Raw genomic sequence first — 13,450 nt, forward strand, 5'->3', positions numbered from 1 at the left:
GGCTGGTGTGCCGTTCGGCTCTTTTCCGTTTGGACGGGATTTGGACACGCATCCTATGCCGGTCACCTCAACAGCCCTGCATACGAAAAGCCGGGCACCCATTGCGGATGCCCGGCCAGCGCTTCTTCGGTTCAGCCCTATCAGGCCATCTTGGTGCCGACGGAGCCAAGGCGCTCGCACGCCTCGACAACACGCGCGGCCATGCCGGCTTCGGCAGCCTTACCCCACGAACGCGGATCGTACAGCTTCTTGGTACCGACCTCGCCGTCGATCTTGAGGACGCCGTCGTAGTTGCGGAACATGTGGTCCACAACCGGGCGGGTGAAGGCGTACTGCGTGTCCGTGTCAACGTTCATCTTGATGACGCCGTTCGCCACTGCGGTGGCGATTTCCTCAGCGGTGGAGCCGGAGCCGCCATGCATGACGAGGTCGAAGGGGCGGTTATCCTTCCAGCCGATCTCTGCGGCGACTTCTTCCTGGATGGTGCCAAGGATGTCCGGACGAAGCTTGACATGGCCCGGCTTATACACGCCGTGAACGTTACCGAAGGTCAGAGCCGTCAGGTAGCGACCATTCTCACCAACGCCGAGGGCCTTGACCGTCTTCAGTGCATCCTCCGTGGTGGTGTACAGCTTCTCGTTGATCTCACCAACGATGCCGTCCTCTTCGCCGCCGACAACGCCGATTTCGATCTCAAGAATCGTGTTGGCCGCCTGCGACAATGCGAGCAGCTCCTTCGCGATCTCAAGGTTCTCATCCAGCGGCACTGCAGAGCCATCCCACATGTGGGACTGGAAGAAGGGCAGGCGACCGGCTTTGACCTCTTCGGCCTCCAGCTCCATGATCGGGCGGATCCACGAATCGATGTTCTGCTTGGCGCAGTGATCGGTATGCAGGGCAACCGTCACCGGGTAGTTCTTGGCAACCTCACGCGCATATGCGGCAAGCGAAAGTGAACCGGCAACGCGGTCTTTAATAGTGGAGCCGGAGGCGTACTCGGCGCCGCCAACCGAAACCTGGATGATGCCATCCGACTCAGCTTCGGCGAAACCGCGCAGTGCAGCGGTGAGCGTCTGCGACGACGTCACGTTAATCGCCGGGTATGCGAACTTGCCCGCCTTGGCGCGGTCAAGCATCTCGTTGTAAATCTCAGGAGTTGCGATAGGCACGAGAACTCTCCTTTAGTAATTTCCTGGACTCTCCTATTCTCTCACTTCGTTCCGACAGAAAGTACCCCAAAAGGCCCCGGTATTTGTGCCCACATTGAGAGCCACAACACAACCAGCTCCATACGCGTCCGAGGAGAAGGATCTTCCATCCTGCGGCTTCCCCTTGAACGGCGCGACTCCATACACGTCCGGCAGACGGCCGACTTCTGTCTGCGTGGTAGTGGGCCTCTCACACTTCCGCCAGCCACCGAGGGGTCGGCCAACCACTATCTTCCCGCTGTCCCCACTTACATCTTCTACCGACCCCACCGACACCTTCAGCCCCACTTCCTCGACACAAGGCGTACTTCCACCCTCCGTTCCGAAATGTTTTCTCCACCACCTGCCAGGCTGCACCGCGCTACGCTGGCACTATGGAAATACGAGATTCCGAGCGCGGCTTCGAGGCGATTATCGACGGCCAGGTAGCCGGGTTCATCGACGTCGACGACGACGGCGCCACCCTCACCCTTCCCCATACGATCACCGACCCAGCTTTCGGGGGCCGAGGCGTCGGTTCAGCCCTGGTGCGCCGTGCCATTGAACAGGCGCGTACCACGGGCCGAGCCGTGCGGCCAACCTGCTCCTTCGCCGCGGCCTGGATTGCCAAGCATCCCGACGACGTCGCCGGAATCGAGGTTCTGGAATGATCAGCGATATCACGCAGGCGGCTCAGGCTCTCGCTGCGATGATCGCTGGGAAGAAGACTGTGGCAATCACCGGAGCCGGACTCTCCACAGACTCGGGCCTACCCGATTACCGCGGCAAAGGATCAACCGAGCAACCGTCAGTGTACTTTGATGACTTCGCCTCCGATCCGGTATGGCGCCGCTGGGTGTGGCAGCGCAATCAGGAGACGTGGCGCGCCGTCGACGCCCTTTCCCCCACCGCCGGGCATCGCGCTCTGGCACGGCTGGAACAAGCGGGACTCGTCGTCGGCGTCGCCACGCAAAATGTGGACAACCTGCACCAGAAAGCCGGGGCACGTAGAGTTGCGGAACTACATGGCTCGTTCACTCGAGTCACCTGTATTAGCTGTGGGGCCGAGTTTCCACGCGAGCGCGTCGACGTCGAGTTGCGGCGCCTTAATCCCGGCCTCACGGAGGATCCCGACCCCCGCCATGCGGCAATCCTCGCCGGTGCCGACCGCGAGGCCGCGCAGGCCTCAACGTTCGTCGTTCCCCCCTGCCCGCGCTGCGGCGGCATACTGAAACCAGCGGTGGTGTTCTTCGGGGAGAGTCTGCCCGGCCAGGCGATGCAAGACTCACTGGACATGGCCCGCGAGGCGGATGTGGCACTCGTCGTCGGAACTTCACTTGTGGTGATGACCGGCATGTTCGTGGTACGGGAGGCACTCGCCACTGGATCAACGCTTGCGATCATTAGTCGCGGCGGCACCCAGGCCGACCCACTGGCCGACCTGCGGATCGAAGCGGGGGCTTCCGAAGTACTGCAACGCACGGCAGAGCTGTTACTCGGGATCGAGAGCTGAGCATTCTCGCGACCAGGTCGTGGATTCTCGCCAGTGGTGAGCTACCGGCAGCGCCCGGGCGGGCGCGCTTCCATCACCCCTCCGATTCATGGTGCGCATTGAACCGGGTAATCTCCACCTGCGTTATTCGTTGGCAGCTTCACGGTCTAACTGTATTGCGGCATCGCCCAACTCCCTGCCAACACCGCATGGCGACCGACAGTGATCGGGACACTCCGCGCCCTTGCTGTAACGAAACACTCCGCGTCCTTGCTGTAACGAATCTGCGGGCCCTTGCTGTAACGAAACACTCCGCGTCCTTGCTGTAACGAATCTGCGGGCCTGCGCACTAGCTTCGATGCTGTACCACCCACCAGTGCATGGCGATTGCGGCGGCGGCTGCCACGTTAAGCGAACGGGTGGAACCGTACTGCTTGATGCGCACGGCCTGCTCGCACACGGCCAAGAGTTCATCCGAGATCCCGGTGGATTCCTGCCCGAAGACCAACACGCAGCGCTCCGGCAGGTGGGTTTCCTCAAGCGCGGTGGAGTTTGGCGGATTGTCGACGGCGACCAGGTGGTAGTCATTCTCCCGTGCCCACTGCGCCAGATCGACGGGAGCGGCGTGGTGCAGGATATCGAGGTACCGATCGGTGACAAGCGCTCCGCGACGGTTCCACCGGTGGCGCCCCACGATGTGTACACCGCCCACATTGAATGCATTACCAGAACGGACAATCGACCCGATATTGAGATCGTGTTCAAGGTTCTCGATGGCGATGTGGAGGGCGCTGCGGTCGCGGTCCAGCTCCTCGCGAATGGCCTGCACGCTCCAGTAGCGGAACCGGTCCTCGACATTGCGGCGGTCGCCATTCGCCATCAGTTCCGGGTCGAAGCGCGGATCGTCCGGCCATGGTTGCGGCAGCGGCCCGACGCCGACGTCGCGCGGCGATTCCGTCATCCGGGTGGCGGTGTTGGTACTGTCCATGGCTGCTACCGCACCATCGATACCCGCTGCGTCTTCTACCGCCGGCAATGCTTCTTCTATCTCTGGCAATGCTTCGCTTCCACCATGTTGTTCGGGCGAACTGCTGCGGTTCTTCATAAGGCCCTGCTTATGCCTGCGGGTCAAGCCCGAGGTCGGCGAGATTGAGAGCGGCAAGATATGGCACACCTTCAGCTTCGATTCGCTCTTTAGCGCCGGTTGCCCGATCCACGACGACGGCGACGGCCAGCACGTTCGCCCCGGCAGCGCGAGCGGCGTGCAGGGCATGTATGGGAGAACTGCCGGTAGTGGACGTGTCTTCAAGAATGACGACGTTGCGCCCGGCAATATCCGGCCCTTCAATTTGCCGCTGCATCCCGTGGTCTTTTGCCTCTTTACGCACGACGAAGGCGTCTAGGTCCAGCCCGCGTGCGGCGGCCGCGTGCATGATGGCGATAGCCACCGGATCGGCACCCATGGTCAATCCGCCGACGGCGTCCACCTCGCCAGGGCCAAAACCGGCTTCTTCCAACATGTCGAGCATGACATGCCCGATCAGCGGACCCGCCTCATGATGCAGCGTGGCACGCCGCATGTCGACGTAGTAGGTGGAGGTGCGACCGGAGGCAAGCGTGAACGTGCCGTGTTGGATCGCGAGGGCCTGAACTAGCTCAACAAGTCTGTTGTGATGCGAATCATTCACAGGTCAAGCTTAGCGGGTGCTGGACGCTGACCAGGCAAGACGTTGCCGTAGCGGTCACGCGCCGCTGGAATTCCTGTGAACAAGCCCCCAAAGAGTCCGAGTACGTAGTAGCATCACACGCATGACACACCAGTTCTACTCACAGTTGGATACGCTCATCGGGCAGCTCAAGCGCTCTGCGATTGATGCCTATATGGTGTGGACTGTACAAGGTGGAGGTCACTTTTCACTCAACCCTAGTTCGTCAGAATACATAATGTATGAGAACCGTGGGGTAAATTACTTCGTGACACGACCCAACGAGCACGGGGACGGAGGAGGTACGCTATCCAGCGAGGATCACCGTAATTTCATCCGTGGCGAGTACAACGAAGATCCGGCCAATTTCTGGTCTGACCCCGATCAGTTCGGCCGGGCGTTTGACGAGGTTCGAGCGACGATTGATTCGATCCTCGAACCATGGACCGATCTGCCATCGCTTGACGGGTTTGACGTGCAACTTGAATACTGCCGCAAGTTGATGGGGATGCTTGCCAGCTCGGGTAGTACTAGCAAAGGAAACCTCGTGCCCGGTGGCTTAATCACGGACGATATCGATGCCATCGAGCGCAAGATCGAGAACATGTCCGGCGGTGCCATCGGGGCCTTTAAACAGAAGTTCGTTGACAAACTCGGCTCAACCGTCGGTAACCTACACGCAGTCGCCACTATTCTTGGCGCAGCCATGGCCTCCGAACGCGAGGTGATTTCACAGACCCGAACTGCTGTTGCTGACAATGTCGCTTACGCTACGGAGACATTCGACATGATTGCGCAATGTCAAACGGCGCAAGACAACATCACTTTGAAGATCGCCGCAGGAGCTGCAAAAGCAGCAGCACTCTTCCTGTCCGGTGGAGTTGCCACAGCCGCAGAATTATCCGCAATTGGACTAGCCACCGTCTCCGAAATCCCCGAGAAAGAGTACAAGTTGCCAGAAGGAGTCAGAACCTACGAGGAAGGTATAACATGGGTTAAGAGCCTTTTTACCTCTATCAACAACGATGTTCTACGTGGAGAACAAGCAATCGCCACCAGCCTCACGAAGAACATGGAACAGATGCATACCGATCATGGCAACTATGATTTAACTATGCCACCGATTTCCACCGTTGACGGCATCAATATCGAGAAAGAAGCCGTAGTCGATGTCGGACTCATCAACGAGATCATTACGACAAATATGCCAACAATGGCCGACAATCTCCGGGATGCCTCATCGAAGGCGTTCCTCATCATTATGTCCTCCGTAGCCATTCGGGATCCCAATGTCGGTTTGGGCCTGGCTGGCCCCAATCACGAGTTCGACGATCTCAGTTATACGCTCCGGCAGCTTCTCTCCGACCTCGCGGCAGAGGTTCAACTTGGCAAGATCAATCTTGAGAAAGTGATGAATCTTATCTTAGAAACGGACAACGCCAGCAGCGACAGCCTTAAGGAAGTCGTGGATCAGATCGAAAACCGTACCTTTGACCCCTGGGACACATCCCGCTCAAAGCTATTCCCTCCACGCCCCGGCCAGGATGAAGCACTCTGAGGAGCAGATATCAGTGAAAAAACGACGTTTCTACACCACCCGCGCCTTCTTCGCCGTCATTGCGATTGCCTACATCGGCTGGCTACTTCTCGACAATCCGAGCTTTCAGGATCCGCGCACCCGAACAAAAATCGCCTGCGCTGCAATTGCTGCACCGATTTACGAAACCCGCACCGGAGGCCTAGCCACCCCTGATGACGAAGCCTATGCAGCACGCAGTGAGTACCTCGACTCACCACTTCGCTACTACCCAAACGACATCGACATCGCCTGGGCCCAAGGCTGCGAAGTCGCTCGTATGAGCCGACAAACACATATCATCCTCGCCTCCCTACTCGCCACCATCATCTTCTTTTCCATCCCGCCGAGACAAAAGGGCAACACAGGCAATCGAGACCAAGGAGAAACCGTCGATAGCGAGCAGCCGTCACAGGACACCTAACCCGCAACAAGTTGTAGCAACTTCCTTCACGACAGACGCACAACCACTCCACTGAAAAGGAGCCATGCGACCACAAGTCTCTTTCAACGGGCGTGTTGTCCGTATTGCTGTGATAGTAATCGCGCTGTTTATCCTGGGATGGTTGGCCCTGACCAAACCAAGCTTCCGTGACGGCGACCTCAACATGGCCGTGCACTGCGCCCCGATTATCGCCCCGACCTTCGGCGCAGTACCAGACACCGCACAACCCGAGGAGCAAACCCTCGCTGCCTTCGATAACTACGCCAACGAGATGAAACTTGACGAGGCCGAGCGAAGATCCTTCACCAGGACCTGGAGAACCAGCTGTCATACGGCGCGTATGGACCGGCGGATCGAAATACTCTTCCTTAGCGCTGCAAGCCTTATCGTTATCTTCTCCATCCCCTTCCGTGACCGAATAACAGTCAACCTGCCCCACCGAAAATCACAACCTACACGCCAGGCAACCCCAGGCTGGAGGCACCATGTCTAACCCACACACCACGGAACCGTCCCCTACCAACACCTCGACGAGCGATACCCGTTACCACATCACCGCCACCTTTATCCGCTTCCTCGTCCTCTTCATCGCTACCTACGGCATCTGCTGGCTCGCGGTACACGAGCCCGCCTTCCACGACAAGGCCTACACCGGAGCCACCGTGCATTGCACCCCAGTCTTGAAGGCAGGATTCGGCCCCACGAATGCGGGCGTTTGGAGGCATGATATTGACTCCTCCAATGCCCGTAGTAACTACCTCGATGCACAGCCGGACGATGAGTACACAGCCATGCGCGGTAGGCTCAATGCAGCTTGGCGTGACGGTTGCATCGCGGCGCGTGAGAATCGGGAAGCGCTGATTGTTGCTCTCACGGCCGCTACTCTCGGAGTTTTCTTCGCGATCCCGAAGAAAGCCCGTATCCCGCTGCCGATTCAAAGACATCCCGCCTTGGAAGACGACACCGTGGCACTACGGCACGGCAACGCATCCACACACAGCGAGCCATCAACTAAAGCCGACCCCGCCCGGTTCGCACCCAAACCAAGTAACACGGCAACCACGGAGAGCGACACCATGCCATGAAAAAGCGACGTTTCTACACCACACGGGCCTTCTTCGCCGTCGTAGCCCTTTTGTATATCATCTGGTTCCTCTTCAGCAATCCCAGCTTCTACGACTACTACGCCGAAGTAAAGGTCCAATGTGTCTCCGTCGTTTCCCCCGGATACGGCCAACGTTCAGGTGAGATTGTGGAATTTGACAACGATTCGGTTAGCGCTTACAACCAGTACCTAGAATCGCAGAGGGACGGAAATCGGACGATCAACAACGTTGACCTCAAACAGACCTGGGCCCAAGGCTGCGAAGTCGCTCGTATGAGCCGACAAACACATATCATCCTCGCCTCCCTACTCGCCACCATCATCTTCTTTTCCATCCCGCCGAGACAAAAGGGCAACACAGGCAATCGAGACCAAGGAGAAACCGTCGATAGCGAGCAGCCGTCACAGGACACCTAACCCGCAACAAGTTGTAGCAACTTCCTTCACGACAGACGCACAACCACTCCACTGAAAAGGAGCCATGCGACCACAAGTCTCTTTCAACGGGCGTGTTGTCCGTATTGCTGTGATAGTAATCGCGCTGTTTATCCTGGGATGGTTGGCTCTAACCAAGCCAAGCTTCCGTGACAGCAATATTGGGCGTGTGCATTGCGCTCCGATCATCTATCCAACATTCGGCGCAGTGCCAGGCAACGTGGTCCAGCCCGACGAACAAACCCTCACCGCCTTCGATGAGTACGCCGACGATATGAGCTATGGCGACGACATACAAAAAATGCTAAAGGCATCTTGGCCCACGGCCTGTCATGTCGCGCGCATGGACAGGCGGATCGACATCCTCTTCACCGGCGCCGCCTCACTCGTCGTTGCTCTCTCCATTCCTTTCACGCGATGCGTCACCATCACACTGCCACGTCGAAAACCTCGCCCCACACGCACCACTCCGGAATGGAGGCATCATGTCTGAACCACAAACTCCAACACAGACATCGGCACTATCTGACCCAGCAATGAATGACACCCGCTACCATATCACCGGCACATTCATCCGCTTCCTCTTCCTCTTCATCGCCACCTATGGCATCGCCTGGCTCGCACTACACGAACCCACCTTCCACGACGACACCTACACCGACGCCACCGTCCACTGCGTCCCTGTTTTCAAACCGGGATTCGGCAGCTCCCCAAACGCCGTTCTGAGATTCACCAGCGAGGCAGGCAACGCCCGCCAGGACTATCTTGATGCACAACCCGACGAACTCTATAGCGAGGCAGATGGGATGATTGATGCTGCGTGGGTTAACGGTTGCATAGCAGCACGGGACGCTCGCGAGTCACTCGTCGTCTCCCTGACTTTCGTCGCCTGCGGCATCTTCTTCGCCATCCCGAAGAAACTTCGCATCCCGCTGCCGATCCAGAAGCAATCCGACTCGGATGACGACCAACCCACGACGCAACAAACCGGAACGGCTCCCTCTCCCCTCATGAAACCGGTAGCTGCAGCAGGCAACACCGATCCCACCCGGTTTGCACCAAAAGAAACCACCACACCCACCACAACCCGAACGATCGAAGAGCCTGCGCAACAACCAAGTGGCAACAACTGAGAAGTGCGGGTCATCATCCGGATCCCGGGTCATCATCGGAATCCCCAGCATCGCGAACAATAAGGGGCAGTCGCTCCCCGAGGCGATACTAGGCGACAGATGGGCGGTGTAGTCGCCTGGGATCTCTAGTCGTGGTAAGGTCGAAGACGCACGGGAGCCCAGATCGGGCTGAGAGGGAGCACTGCTCCGACCGTTGAACCTGATCCGGGTAATGCCGGTGGAGGAAGCGATCTCAGGGGACGCGCCATAGGGGGTGCATCCTTCTCCCGGATATAGAAGGGAGAATTCCCTGATGTCTCCGAAACAACCAGCCGCGATACCGACCACGGTCGCCGACCCGCTGGCTTTTGGCGTTGGTGCACGAATCACCGCCGCAATTATGTCTGATCACTTTGCCGACCAGATTCTCTCAGCATTGGCTCAAACTGATGCCACCGGCCTCGTCGTCGAAACCGGCGATGTCAGCACATATCTCGGCGGAGAGGAAGCCACACTTCTCCGCTATGTCACCGACCTGGCGGAGGCCATTGCGGCAACCGGAGCACACGCCTCCATCACTCTGCTCCTGTCACGCGGGTGCCCCGGCGAAGTCGCCTGCTCCACACCCGGCCGTGTCAGCCCTCGTGTCGTCGATACTCCAAGCGGGCGCGTGACCGGCCGATACGCGACCGCCGAATGGACTCTCTATCCTCTTGCCGACACAGCGGCACTCGGTGGCACTCCCGACCACATGCGCGATATTGCAAAGGCGATAGACATCGCGAAGGAAAGCGGCGTCTTCCGCGGATCGCACCACTTTGTCACTCGACTCGCCGGCGACATCGGCACCATCCTCGCAAGCGTATTCGCCGCATGGGTGCACGTGGGAAACTCCGTTCAGCATGTCACTTCGCATCTGACCTTGTCACTCAACAGTCCGTCACATACCACCGATGACATTTCTCCACTCGTGGCAGGAGGAACCGATGTCTGAGAAGACGGACCACGCACCCGCGAAACCCACCCGGCGCGGCCTCGCCATGCGTGACATCGTCCTACTGGTGATGCTCGCCGTCGTCTTCGGCTTCCTGTACTGGGCCTTAGTGCAGGCATGGAATGCCCTCGCCATCGCTATGGGGCCGGGTGGCGACCTTGCCCAGCACATCTTGTTCGGCGGATGGCTGCTGGTGGCGCCGATCGCCATTGCGATTATCCGGTACCCAGGAGTAGGAGTTATTGCGGAGGTCATCGCCGCCGTTGTTGAGGTAGTATTCCTCGGTTCTCCGGTTGGCCCCATGCTACTTCTCTCGGCAACGCTACAGGGCTTAGGTTCGGAGTTGCCCTTCACACTGACCCGCTACCGCCGCTTTGGATGGGGAATCTACGCGCTATCGGGCGCCTGCGGAGCTGCGGCTGTTTTCGTTCTCAACGCTTTCCGCTCAGGCTGGTGGGGACAGTCCATTATCCTCGCCCGTTTCGGTATACAGGCGGTCTCCGGCCTTGTCCTGGGCGGTCTGCTCGCAAAAGTCATAGTAGAAGCACTACGTTCTACCGGCGTTTTGGACGATTTCGCCATCGTGCGGGAGGGTGCACAGCGGTCGGAAGATGCGCCGTGGTCAGAAGGTACACAGCGGTCGGATGGTGCACAGCGGTTACCCCGGCAGAACCGGCCCGCATCCCGCAGCACATCGCAACACCCCACCGCTCCGACCCGAGCAGCGGAAGCATCACCACACGGCGAAAGTGATACCGGTACCTCTTATGACAAGTACCAGTAACGACCAATCCGGTACCGGCGACCGCGTGGTTGTGCGAGCACGGGACGTAAGCTGCCTATTCCCCACCGGTACCGGCGTCGGTCCCTTGACCTTCAGCCTTGAGATGGGTGAGAGCGTGTTGCTGGTCGGCCCGACCGGCTCGGGGAAATCCAGCCTGATACGCCTGTTGCACGGCGCCATTCCCAACGCCTTCGCTGCCAGAGTCAGTGGAGAACTCGAAGTCACCGGACGCAGGCCACAGGACCATCAGGTCTATGACCTTGCCGACCTCATTGGCGTGGCAATGCAGGATCCCGAGTCGTCGATATGCCTGTCCGATGTTGACGATGAGGTCGCCCTTCCGCTGGAGAACCTCGGATTTCCCGCTGCACAGATGGAACAGCGGATCGGCTGGGCACTTCGCATCAGTGGCGCTGAAGGGCTACGGGGCAGAACAACACAAGCCTTATCAGGCGGCGAGTTACAACGTATTAGCCTGGCCACCGCCGTCGTCGCACACCCCCGACTACTCCTCTTGGACGAACCTACCTCCATGCTCGACGCCGACGGAATCACCGCTGTACGCGAGACCATCACGTCTATCCGCCACGAAACCGATGCGGCGATGATACTGGTCGAGCACCGCCTTGATGAACTGGCAGCCGCCGACGGATTGAAAGGACTGCCCGACCGCTGGCTCGTACTCGGCCCGAGCGGCGAACTGCGTTGGGACCTCCGGATATCCAAGGCCCGTTGGGGTCAGGTCCGTGAACTCATCGGGCAGGGCTGCTGGCTGCCCATTGATGTGGAGTTACGGGCGCTCTTGGGAAACGACGCCGACGACGCGATCATTGGAGAAGCCGGTGAGATCGACATCGAGACAATACGATGCAGAGTCGGAACCGGCAACGACTTCAGCAGCGGCGGCAGTTTCGGCACAAGCCGCACTTTGAGCGCTGGCAACGACTTCAGTACGGGCCACGACTTTGACGCCGACGAAGGCTTCGAGACCGCCCGCACCGCCTCGCAGCACAGTACCAGAACGAAACGAGCCGTCGTCGTCGCTCGCGACCTCGCCATAACGAGGACCATTCGACAAAAAACTGATCCACCTGTCGTCGCAGGAATCAACTTCACCTTATACGCGGGGGAACTAACAGCGCTTGTTGGTTCCAATGGATCCGGGAAATCAACCCTGCTGCATACTCTTGCCAAGCTAATTCCGCCGCATAGCGGCACCGTCCAGGCACCACGCGTCGGCGTCGTGTTCCAAAATCCCGAGCATCAGTTCGCCGGACGGACCGTTCTGGCTGAAGTGGAGTATGGGCTGAGCGACCGTGCACCTGCCGGAGCACTGCTGGCGGAGTTCGGCCTGACACCATTTGCCGACCGTGATCCATTTCGGCTTTCCGGCGGGCAGAAACGCCTACTCAGCCTGGCAGCCATACTGGCACACAACCGTCCCGTTCTCCTTGCCGACGAGCCGACTTTCGGGCTGGATCGGCACGCCGCGATCTCGGTAATGCGGTGCTTGCGTCAACACGCCGACGGCGGTGTCTGCGTCGCCGTCTCCAGCCATGACATGCGGGCGGTAGCGGCATACGCGGATCGCGTGATCGTCCTCGCCGACGGGAGGATTGTGGCAGATGGGCCTCCGGCTACCGTTTTTGCAGACCCTGCTCTCTGCGCCGCGGCACATCTGTGCCCGCCACGGTTGGTAACCGAGCTGGCGGCATGGACTGCAGAACAAGAGAATCGCGCTCAACCGTACTCCGGCCGGGTACATCAACCCGTCCATCACACGGCAGGAACTACGGCAAGAGGGAACAGTCAGGCACCGGTTGATCAAAATCCCCCGCACCAGGCTTCACGCGACCATACTCGAAGTGAGCTCTCCCACCTATTACAAGCGCTTGACGACATGGCATTGGAAGCGGGGCGATGATACGAGACTCGTGGCTGGCGAGGCGTCATCCACTGGTGAAAGCCGCTGCTGTCCTCGCCGTATCCATTGCGGTTCTATTCCTCTTCCGACCACTGCCGATTCTCGTGCTGTACACGACGGCGCTCGCCGGAGTACGTGCAGCGGGCCGTGTTCCCTGGCGGACGATCATACTCTCGCAGATCCCCTTCCTCTCCTTCGCGATGGGATCGTTCTCGTTAACGCCATGAGCAGGCCGGGGCTCCGCTTATGGGCAACGTTGCCGGTGCCGATCACGATTGAAGGGCTCTCAATCGGAGCCGCTCTCGCATTACGCGCCATGCTGATCGGAGTGCTCACCGTAGGTTTTCTCGCCACCACCCGGCCACGCGACCTGATGATCAGCCTCATCCAGAACCTACATCTCAGCCCTCGTTACGCCTATGCGATTCTGTCCGGCCACCGCATGTTGGAAGCCATGCCCACTCGTTGGACGACGATTCGCGCCGCACAAGCGGTGCGGGCACCCCTAACACGAAGGGGGCACCGCGCCAAGGCGTCAAAAGCTTCGCCCGCGCTGCCTTCGCCCTACTGGTCACTTCTATCCGCTCATCCGAGCGAATAGCGTTGGCGCTCGAATCGCGCGGCTTGGGCCGTACGGGCCACACCATCCGCGACCCGATGACCTTCTCCTTTGGTGACCTTGTCCTGTTA

Annotated in this window: 17 protein-coding genes and 1 riboswitch; of the genes, 14 read left to right on the forward strand and 3 right to left on the reverse strand. The window is 59.3% G+C overall.

All coding sequences use genetic code 11. The features are described 5' to 3' along the window. Positions 1 to 140 precede the first annotated feature (140 nt). Positions 141 to 1,169, reverse strand: a complete 1,029-nt coding sequence (fbaA, locus tag DDD63_RS10415) for a class II fructose-bisphosphate aldolase (protein ID WP_108716310.1) — start codon at positions 1,167 to 1,169, stop codon at positions 141 to 143. 413 nt (positions 1,170 to 1,582) lie between these two features. Between fbaA and DDD63_RS10420 the strand changes: the two genes are divergently transcribed. Next, complete coding sequence (locus DDD63_RS10420) at positions 1,583 to 1,858, forward strand: GNAT family N-acetyltransferase (protein WP_108716311.1); 276 nt, start codon at positions 1,583 to 1,585, stop codon at positions 1,856 to 1,858. Then, positions 1,855 to 2,700, forward strand: a complete 846-nt coding sequence (locus DDD63_RS10425) for a Sir2 family NAD-dependent protein deacetylase (protein ID WP_108716312.1) — start codon at positions 1,855 to 1,857, stop codon at positions 2,698 to 2,700. Before DDD63_RS10420 ends, DDD63_RS10425 begins: the two co-directional genes overlap by 4 nt. A gap of 328 nt (positions 2,701 to 3,028) precedes the next feature. Here the strand turns inward: DDD63_RS10425 and DDD63_RS10430 are convergent, their stop codons facing one another. Together DDD63_RS10430 and pyrE are read right to left on the reverse strand one after the other, a co-directional pair. Beyond that, on the reverse strand, positions 3,029 to 3,667 hold the full coding sequence (locus DDD63_RS10430; protein WP_240611494.1) for a TrmH family RNA methyltransferase: 639 nt from the start codon (positions 3,665 to 3,667) through the stop codon (positions 3,029 to 3,031). A 127-nt stretch (positions 3,668 to 3,794) separates the two neighbouring features. Further along, a complete protein-coding gene (gene pyrE, locus DDD63_RS10435) occupies positions 3,795 to 4,367 on the reverse strand; it encodes an orotate phosphoribosyltransferase (RefSeq protein ID WP_108716314.1) in 573 nt (190 codons plus the stop codon). Between the two features lie 121 nt (positions 4,368 to 4,488). Between pyrE and DDD63_RS10440 the strand changes: the two genes are divergently transcribed. From DDD63_RS10440 to DDD63_RS10495, 12 genes are all read left to right on the forward strand, one after another. Continuing rightward, the gene (locus DDD63_RS10440) at positions 4,489 to 5,943 is read left to right on the forward strand and encodes a hypothetical protein (RefSeq protein ID WP_108716315.1); all 1,455 of its coding nucleotides are present in this window, start codon (positions 4,489 to 4,491) and stop codon (positions 5,941 to 5,943) included. Positions 5,944 to 5,956: 13 nt separating this feature from the next. Beyond that, on the forward strand, positions 5,957 to 6,385 hold the full coding sequence (locus DDD63_RS10445; RefSeq protein WP_108716316.1) for a hypothetical protein: 429 nt from the start codon (positions 5,957 to 5,959) through the stop codon (positions 6,383 to 6,385). Between the two features lie 64 nt (positions 6,386 to 6,449). Beyond that, positions 6,450 to 6,899: a DUF236 domain-containing protein gene (locus DDD63_RS10450; protein WP_108716317.1), complete on the forward strand. Its 450-nt coding sequence runs from the start codon at positions 6,450 to 6,452 to the stop codon at positions 6,897 to 6,899. Next, positions 6,892 to 7,491, forward strand: coding sequence for a hypothetical protein (locus DDD63_RS10455; protein ID WP_108716318.1), 600 nt, complete (start codon positions 6,892 to 6,894; stop codon positions 7,489 to 7,491). The genes DDD63_RS10450 and DDD63_RS10455 overlap by 8 nt, the downstream gene beginning before the upstream one ends. After that, positions 7,488 to 7,928, forward strand: coding sequence for a hypothetical protein (locus DDD63_RS10460; protein ID WP_108716319.1), 441 nt, complete (start codon positions 7,488 to 7,490; stop codon positions 7,926 to 7,928). Before DDD63_RS10455 ends, DDD63_RS10460 begins: the two co-directional genes overlap by 4 nt. A 64-nt stretch (positions 7,929 to 7,992) precedes the next feature. After that, positions 7,993 to 8,439, forward strand: a complete 447-nt coding sequence (locus DDD63_RS10465; protein WP_108716320.1) for a hypothetical protein — start codon at positions 7,993 to 7,995, stop codon at positions 8,437 to 8,439. Then, positions 8,432 to 9,079 (forward strand): hypothetical protein, encoded by a 648-nt coding sequence (locus DDD63_RS10470; protein ID WP_108716321.1) that lies wholly within the window; start codon positions 8,432 to 8,434, stop codon positions 9,077 to 9,079. The genes DDD63_RS10465 and DDD63_RS10470 overlap by 8 nt, the downstream gene beginning before the upstream one ends. 140 nt (positions 9,080 to 9,219) lie before the next feature. After that, positions 9,220 to 9,322: riboswitch (TPP riboswitch) on the forward strand. A gap of 49 nt (positions 9,323 to 9,371) precedes the next feature. Then, the gene (locus tag DDD63_RS10475) at positions 9,372 to 10,052 is read left to right on the forward strand and encodes a YkoF family thiamine/hydroxymethylpyrimidine-binding protein (RefSeq protein WP_108716322.1); all 681 of its coding nucleotides are present in this window, start codon (positions 9,372 to 9,374) and stop codon (positions 10,050 to 10,052) included. Then, positions 10,045 to 10,836: an ECF transporter S component gene (locus tag DDD63_RS10480; RefSeq protein WP_108716323.1), complete on the forward strand. Its 792-nt coding sequence runs from the start codon at positions 10,045 to 10,047 to the stop codon at positions 10,834 to 10,836. The genes DDD63_RS10475 and DDD63_RS10480 overlap by 8 nt, the downstream gene beginning before the upstream one ends. Further along, positions 10,820 to 12,760 carry an ABC transporter ATP-binding protein gene (locus DDD63_RS10485; RefSeq protein WP_164505526.1) on the forward strand — a complete coding sequence of 647 codons (1,941 nt, stop codon included), beginning with the start codon at positions 10,820 to 10,822 and terminating at the stop codon, positions 12,758 to 12,760. The genes DDD63_RS10480 and DDD63_RS10485 overlap by 17 nt, the downstream gene beginning before the upstream one ends. Then, the gene (locus DDD63_RS10490; protein WP_108716325.1) at positions 12,757 to 12,987 is read left to right on the forward strand and encodes a hypothetical protein; all 231 of its coding nucleotides are present in this window, start codon (positions 12,757 to 12,759) and stop codon (positions 12,985 to 12,987) included. The genes DDD63_RS10485 and DDD63_RS10490 overlap by 4 nt, the downstream gene beginning before the upstream one ends. Then, positions 12,984 to 13,361: an energy-coupling factor transporter transmembrane component T gene (locus DDD63_RS10495; protein WP_108716326.1), complete on the forward strand. Its 378-nt coding sequence runs from the start codon at positions 12,984 to 12,986 to the stop codon at positions 13,359 to 13,361. Before DDD63_RS10490 ends, DDD63_RS10495 begins: the two co-directional genes overlap by 4 nt. The last annotated feature ends 89 nt before the right edge of the window (positions 13,362 to 13,450 follow it).

This window comes from Actinobaculum sp. 313, from assembly GCF_003073475.1.
Lineage (GTDB): Bacteria > Actinomycetota > Actinomycetes > Actinomycetales > Actinomycetaceae > Asp313.

What these genes read in the sequence shown, in the direction of transcription:
- DDD63_RS10420 (WP_108716311.1), top strand. Translation starts at nt 1,583, where the DNA reads ATGGAAATACGAGATTCCGAGCGCGGCTTCGAGGCGATTATCGACGGC.
- DDD63_RS10425 (WP_108716312.1), top strand. Translation starts at nt 1,855, where the DNA reads ATGATCAGCGATATCACGCAGGCGGCTCAGGCTCTCGCTGCGATGATC.
- DDD63_RS10430 (WP_240611494.1), bottom strand. Translation starts at nt 3,667, where the DNA reads ATGGACAGTACCAACACCGCCACCCGGATGACGGAATCGCCGCGCGAC.
- DDD63_RS10440 (WP_108716315.1), top strand. Translation starts at nt 4,489, where the DNA reads ATGACACACCAGTTCTACTCACAGTTGGATACGCTCATCGGGCAGCTC.
- DDD63_RS10450 (WP_108716317.1), top strand. Translation starts at nt 6,450, where the DNA reads ATGCGACCACAAGTCTCTTTCAACGGGCGTGTTGTCCGTATTGCTGTG.
- DDD63_RS10455 (WP_108716318.1), top strand. Translation starts at nt 6,892, where the DNA reads ATGTCTAACCCACACACCACGGAACCGTCCCCTACCAACACCTCGACG.
- DDD63_RS10460 (WP_108716319.1), top strand. Translation starts at nt 7,488, where the DNA reads ATGAAAAAGCGACGTTTCTACACCACACGGGCCTTCTTCGCCGTCGTA.
- DDD63_RS10465 (WP_108716320.1), top strand. Translation starts at nt 7,993, where the DNA reads ATGCGACCACAAGTCTCTTTCAACGGGCGTGTTGTCCGTATTGCTGTG.
- DDD63_RS10470 (WP_108716321.1), top strand. Translation starts at nt 8,432, where the DNA reads ATGTCTGAACCACAAACTCCAACACAGACATCGGCACTATCTGACCCA.
- DDD63_RS10475 (WP_108716322.1), top strand. Translation starts at nt 9,372, where the DNA reads ATGTCTCCGAAACAACCAGCCGCGATACCGACCACGGTCGCCGACCCG.
- DDD63_RS10480 (WP_108716323.1), top strand. Translation starts at nt 10,045, where the DNA reads ATGTCTGAGAAGACGGACCACGCACCCGCGAAACCCACCCGGCGCGGC.
- DDD63_RS10485 (WP_164505526.1), top strand. Translation starts at nt 10,820, where the DNA reads ATGACAAGTACCAGTAACGACCAATCCGGTACCGGCGACCGCGTGGTT.
- DDD63_RS10490 (WP_108716325.1), top strand. Translation starts at nt 12,757, where the DNA reads ATGATACGAGACTCGTGGCTGGCGAGGCGTCATCCACTGGTGAAAGCC.
- DDD63_RS10495 (WP_108716326.1), top strand. Translation starts at nt 12,984, where the DNA reads ATGAGCAGGCCGGGGCTCCGCTTATGGGCAACGTTGCCGGTGCCGATC.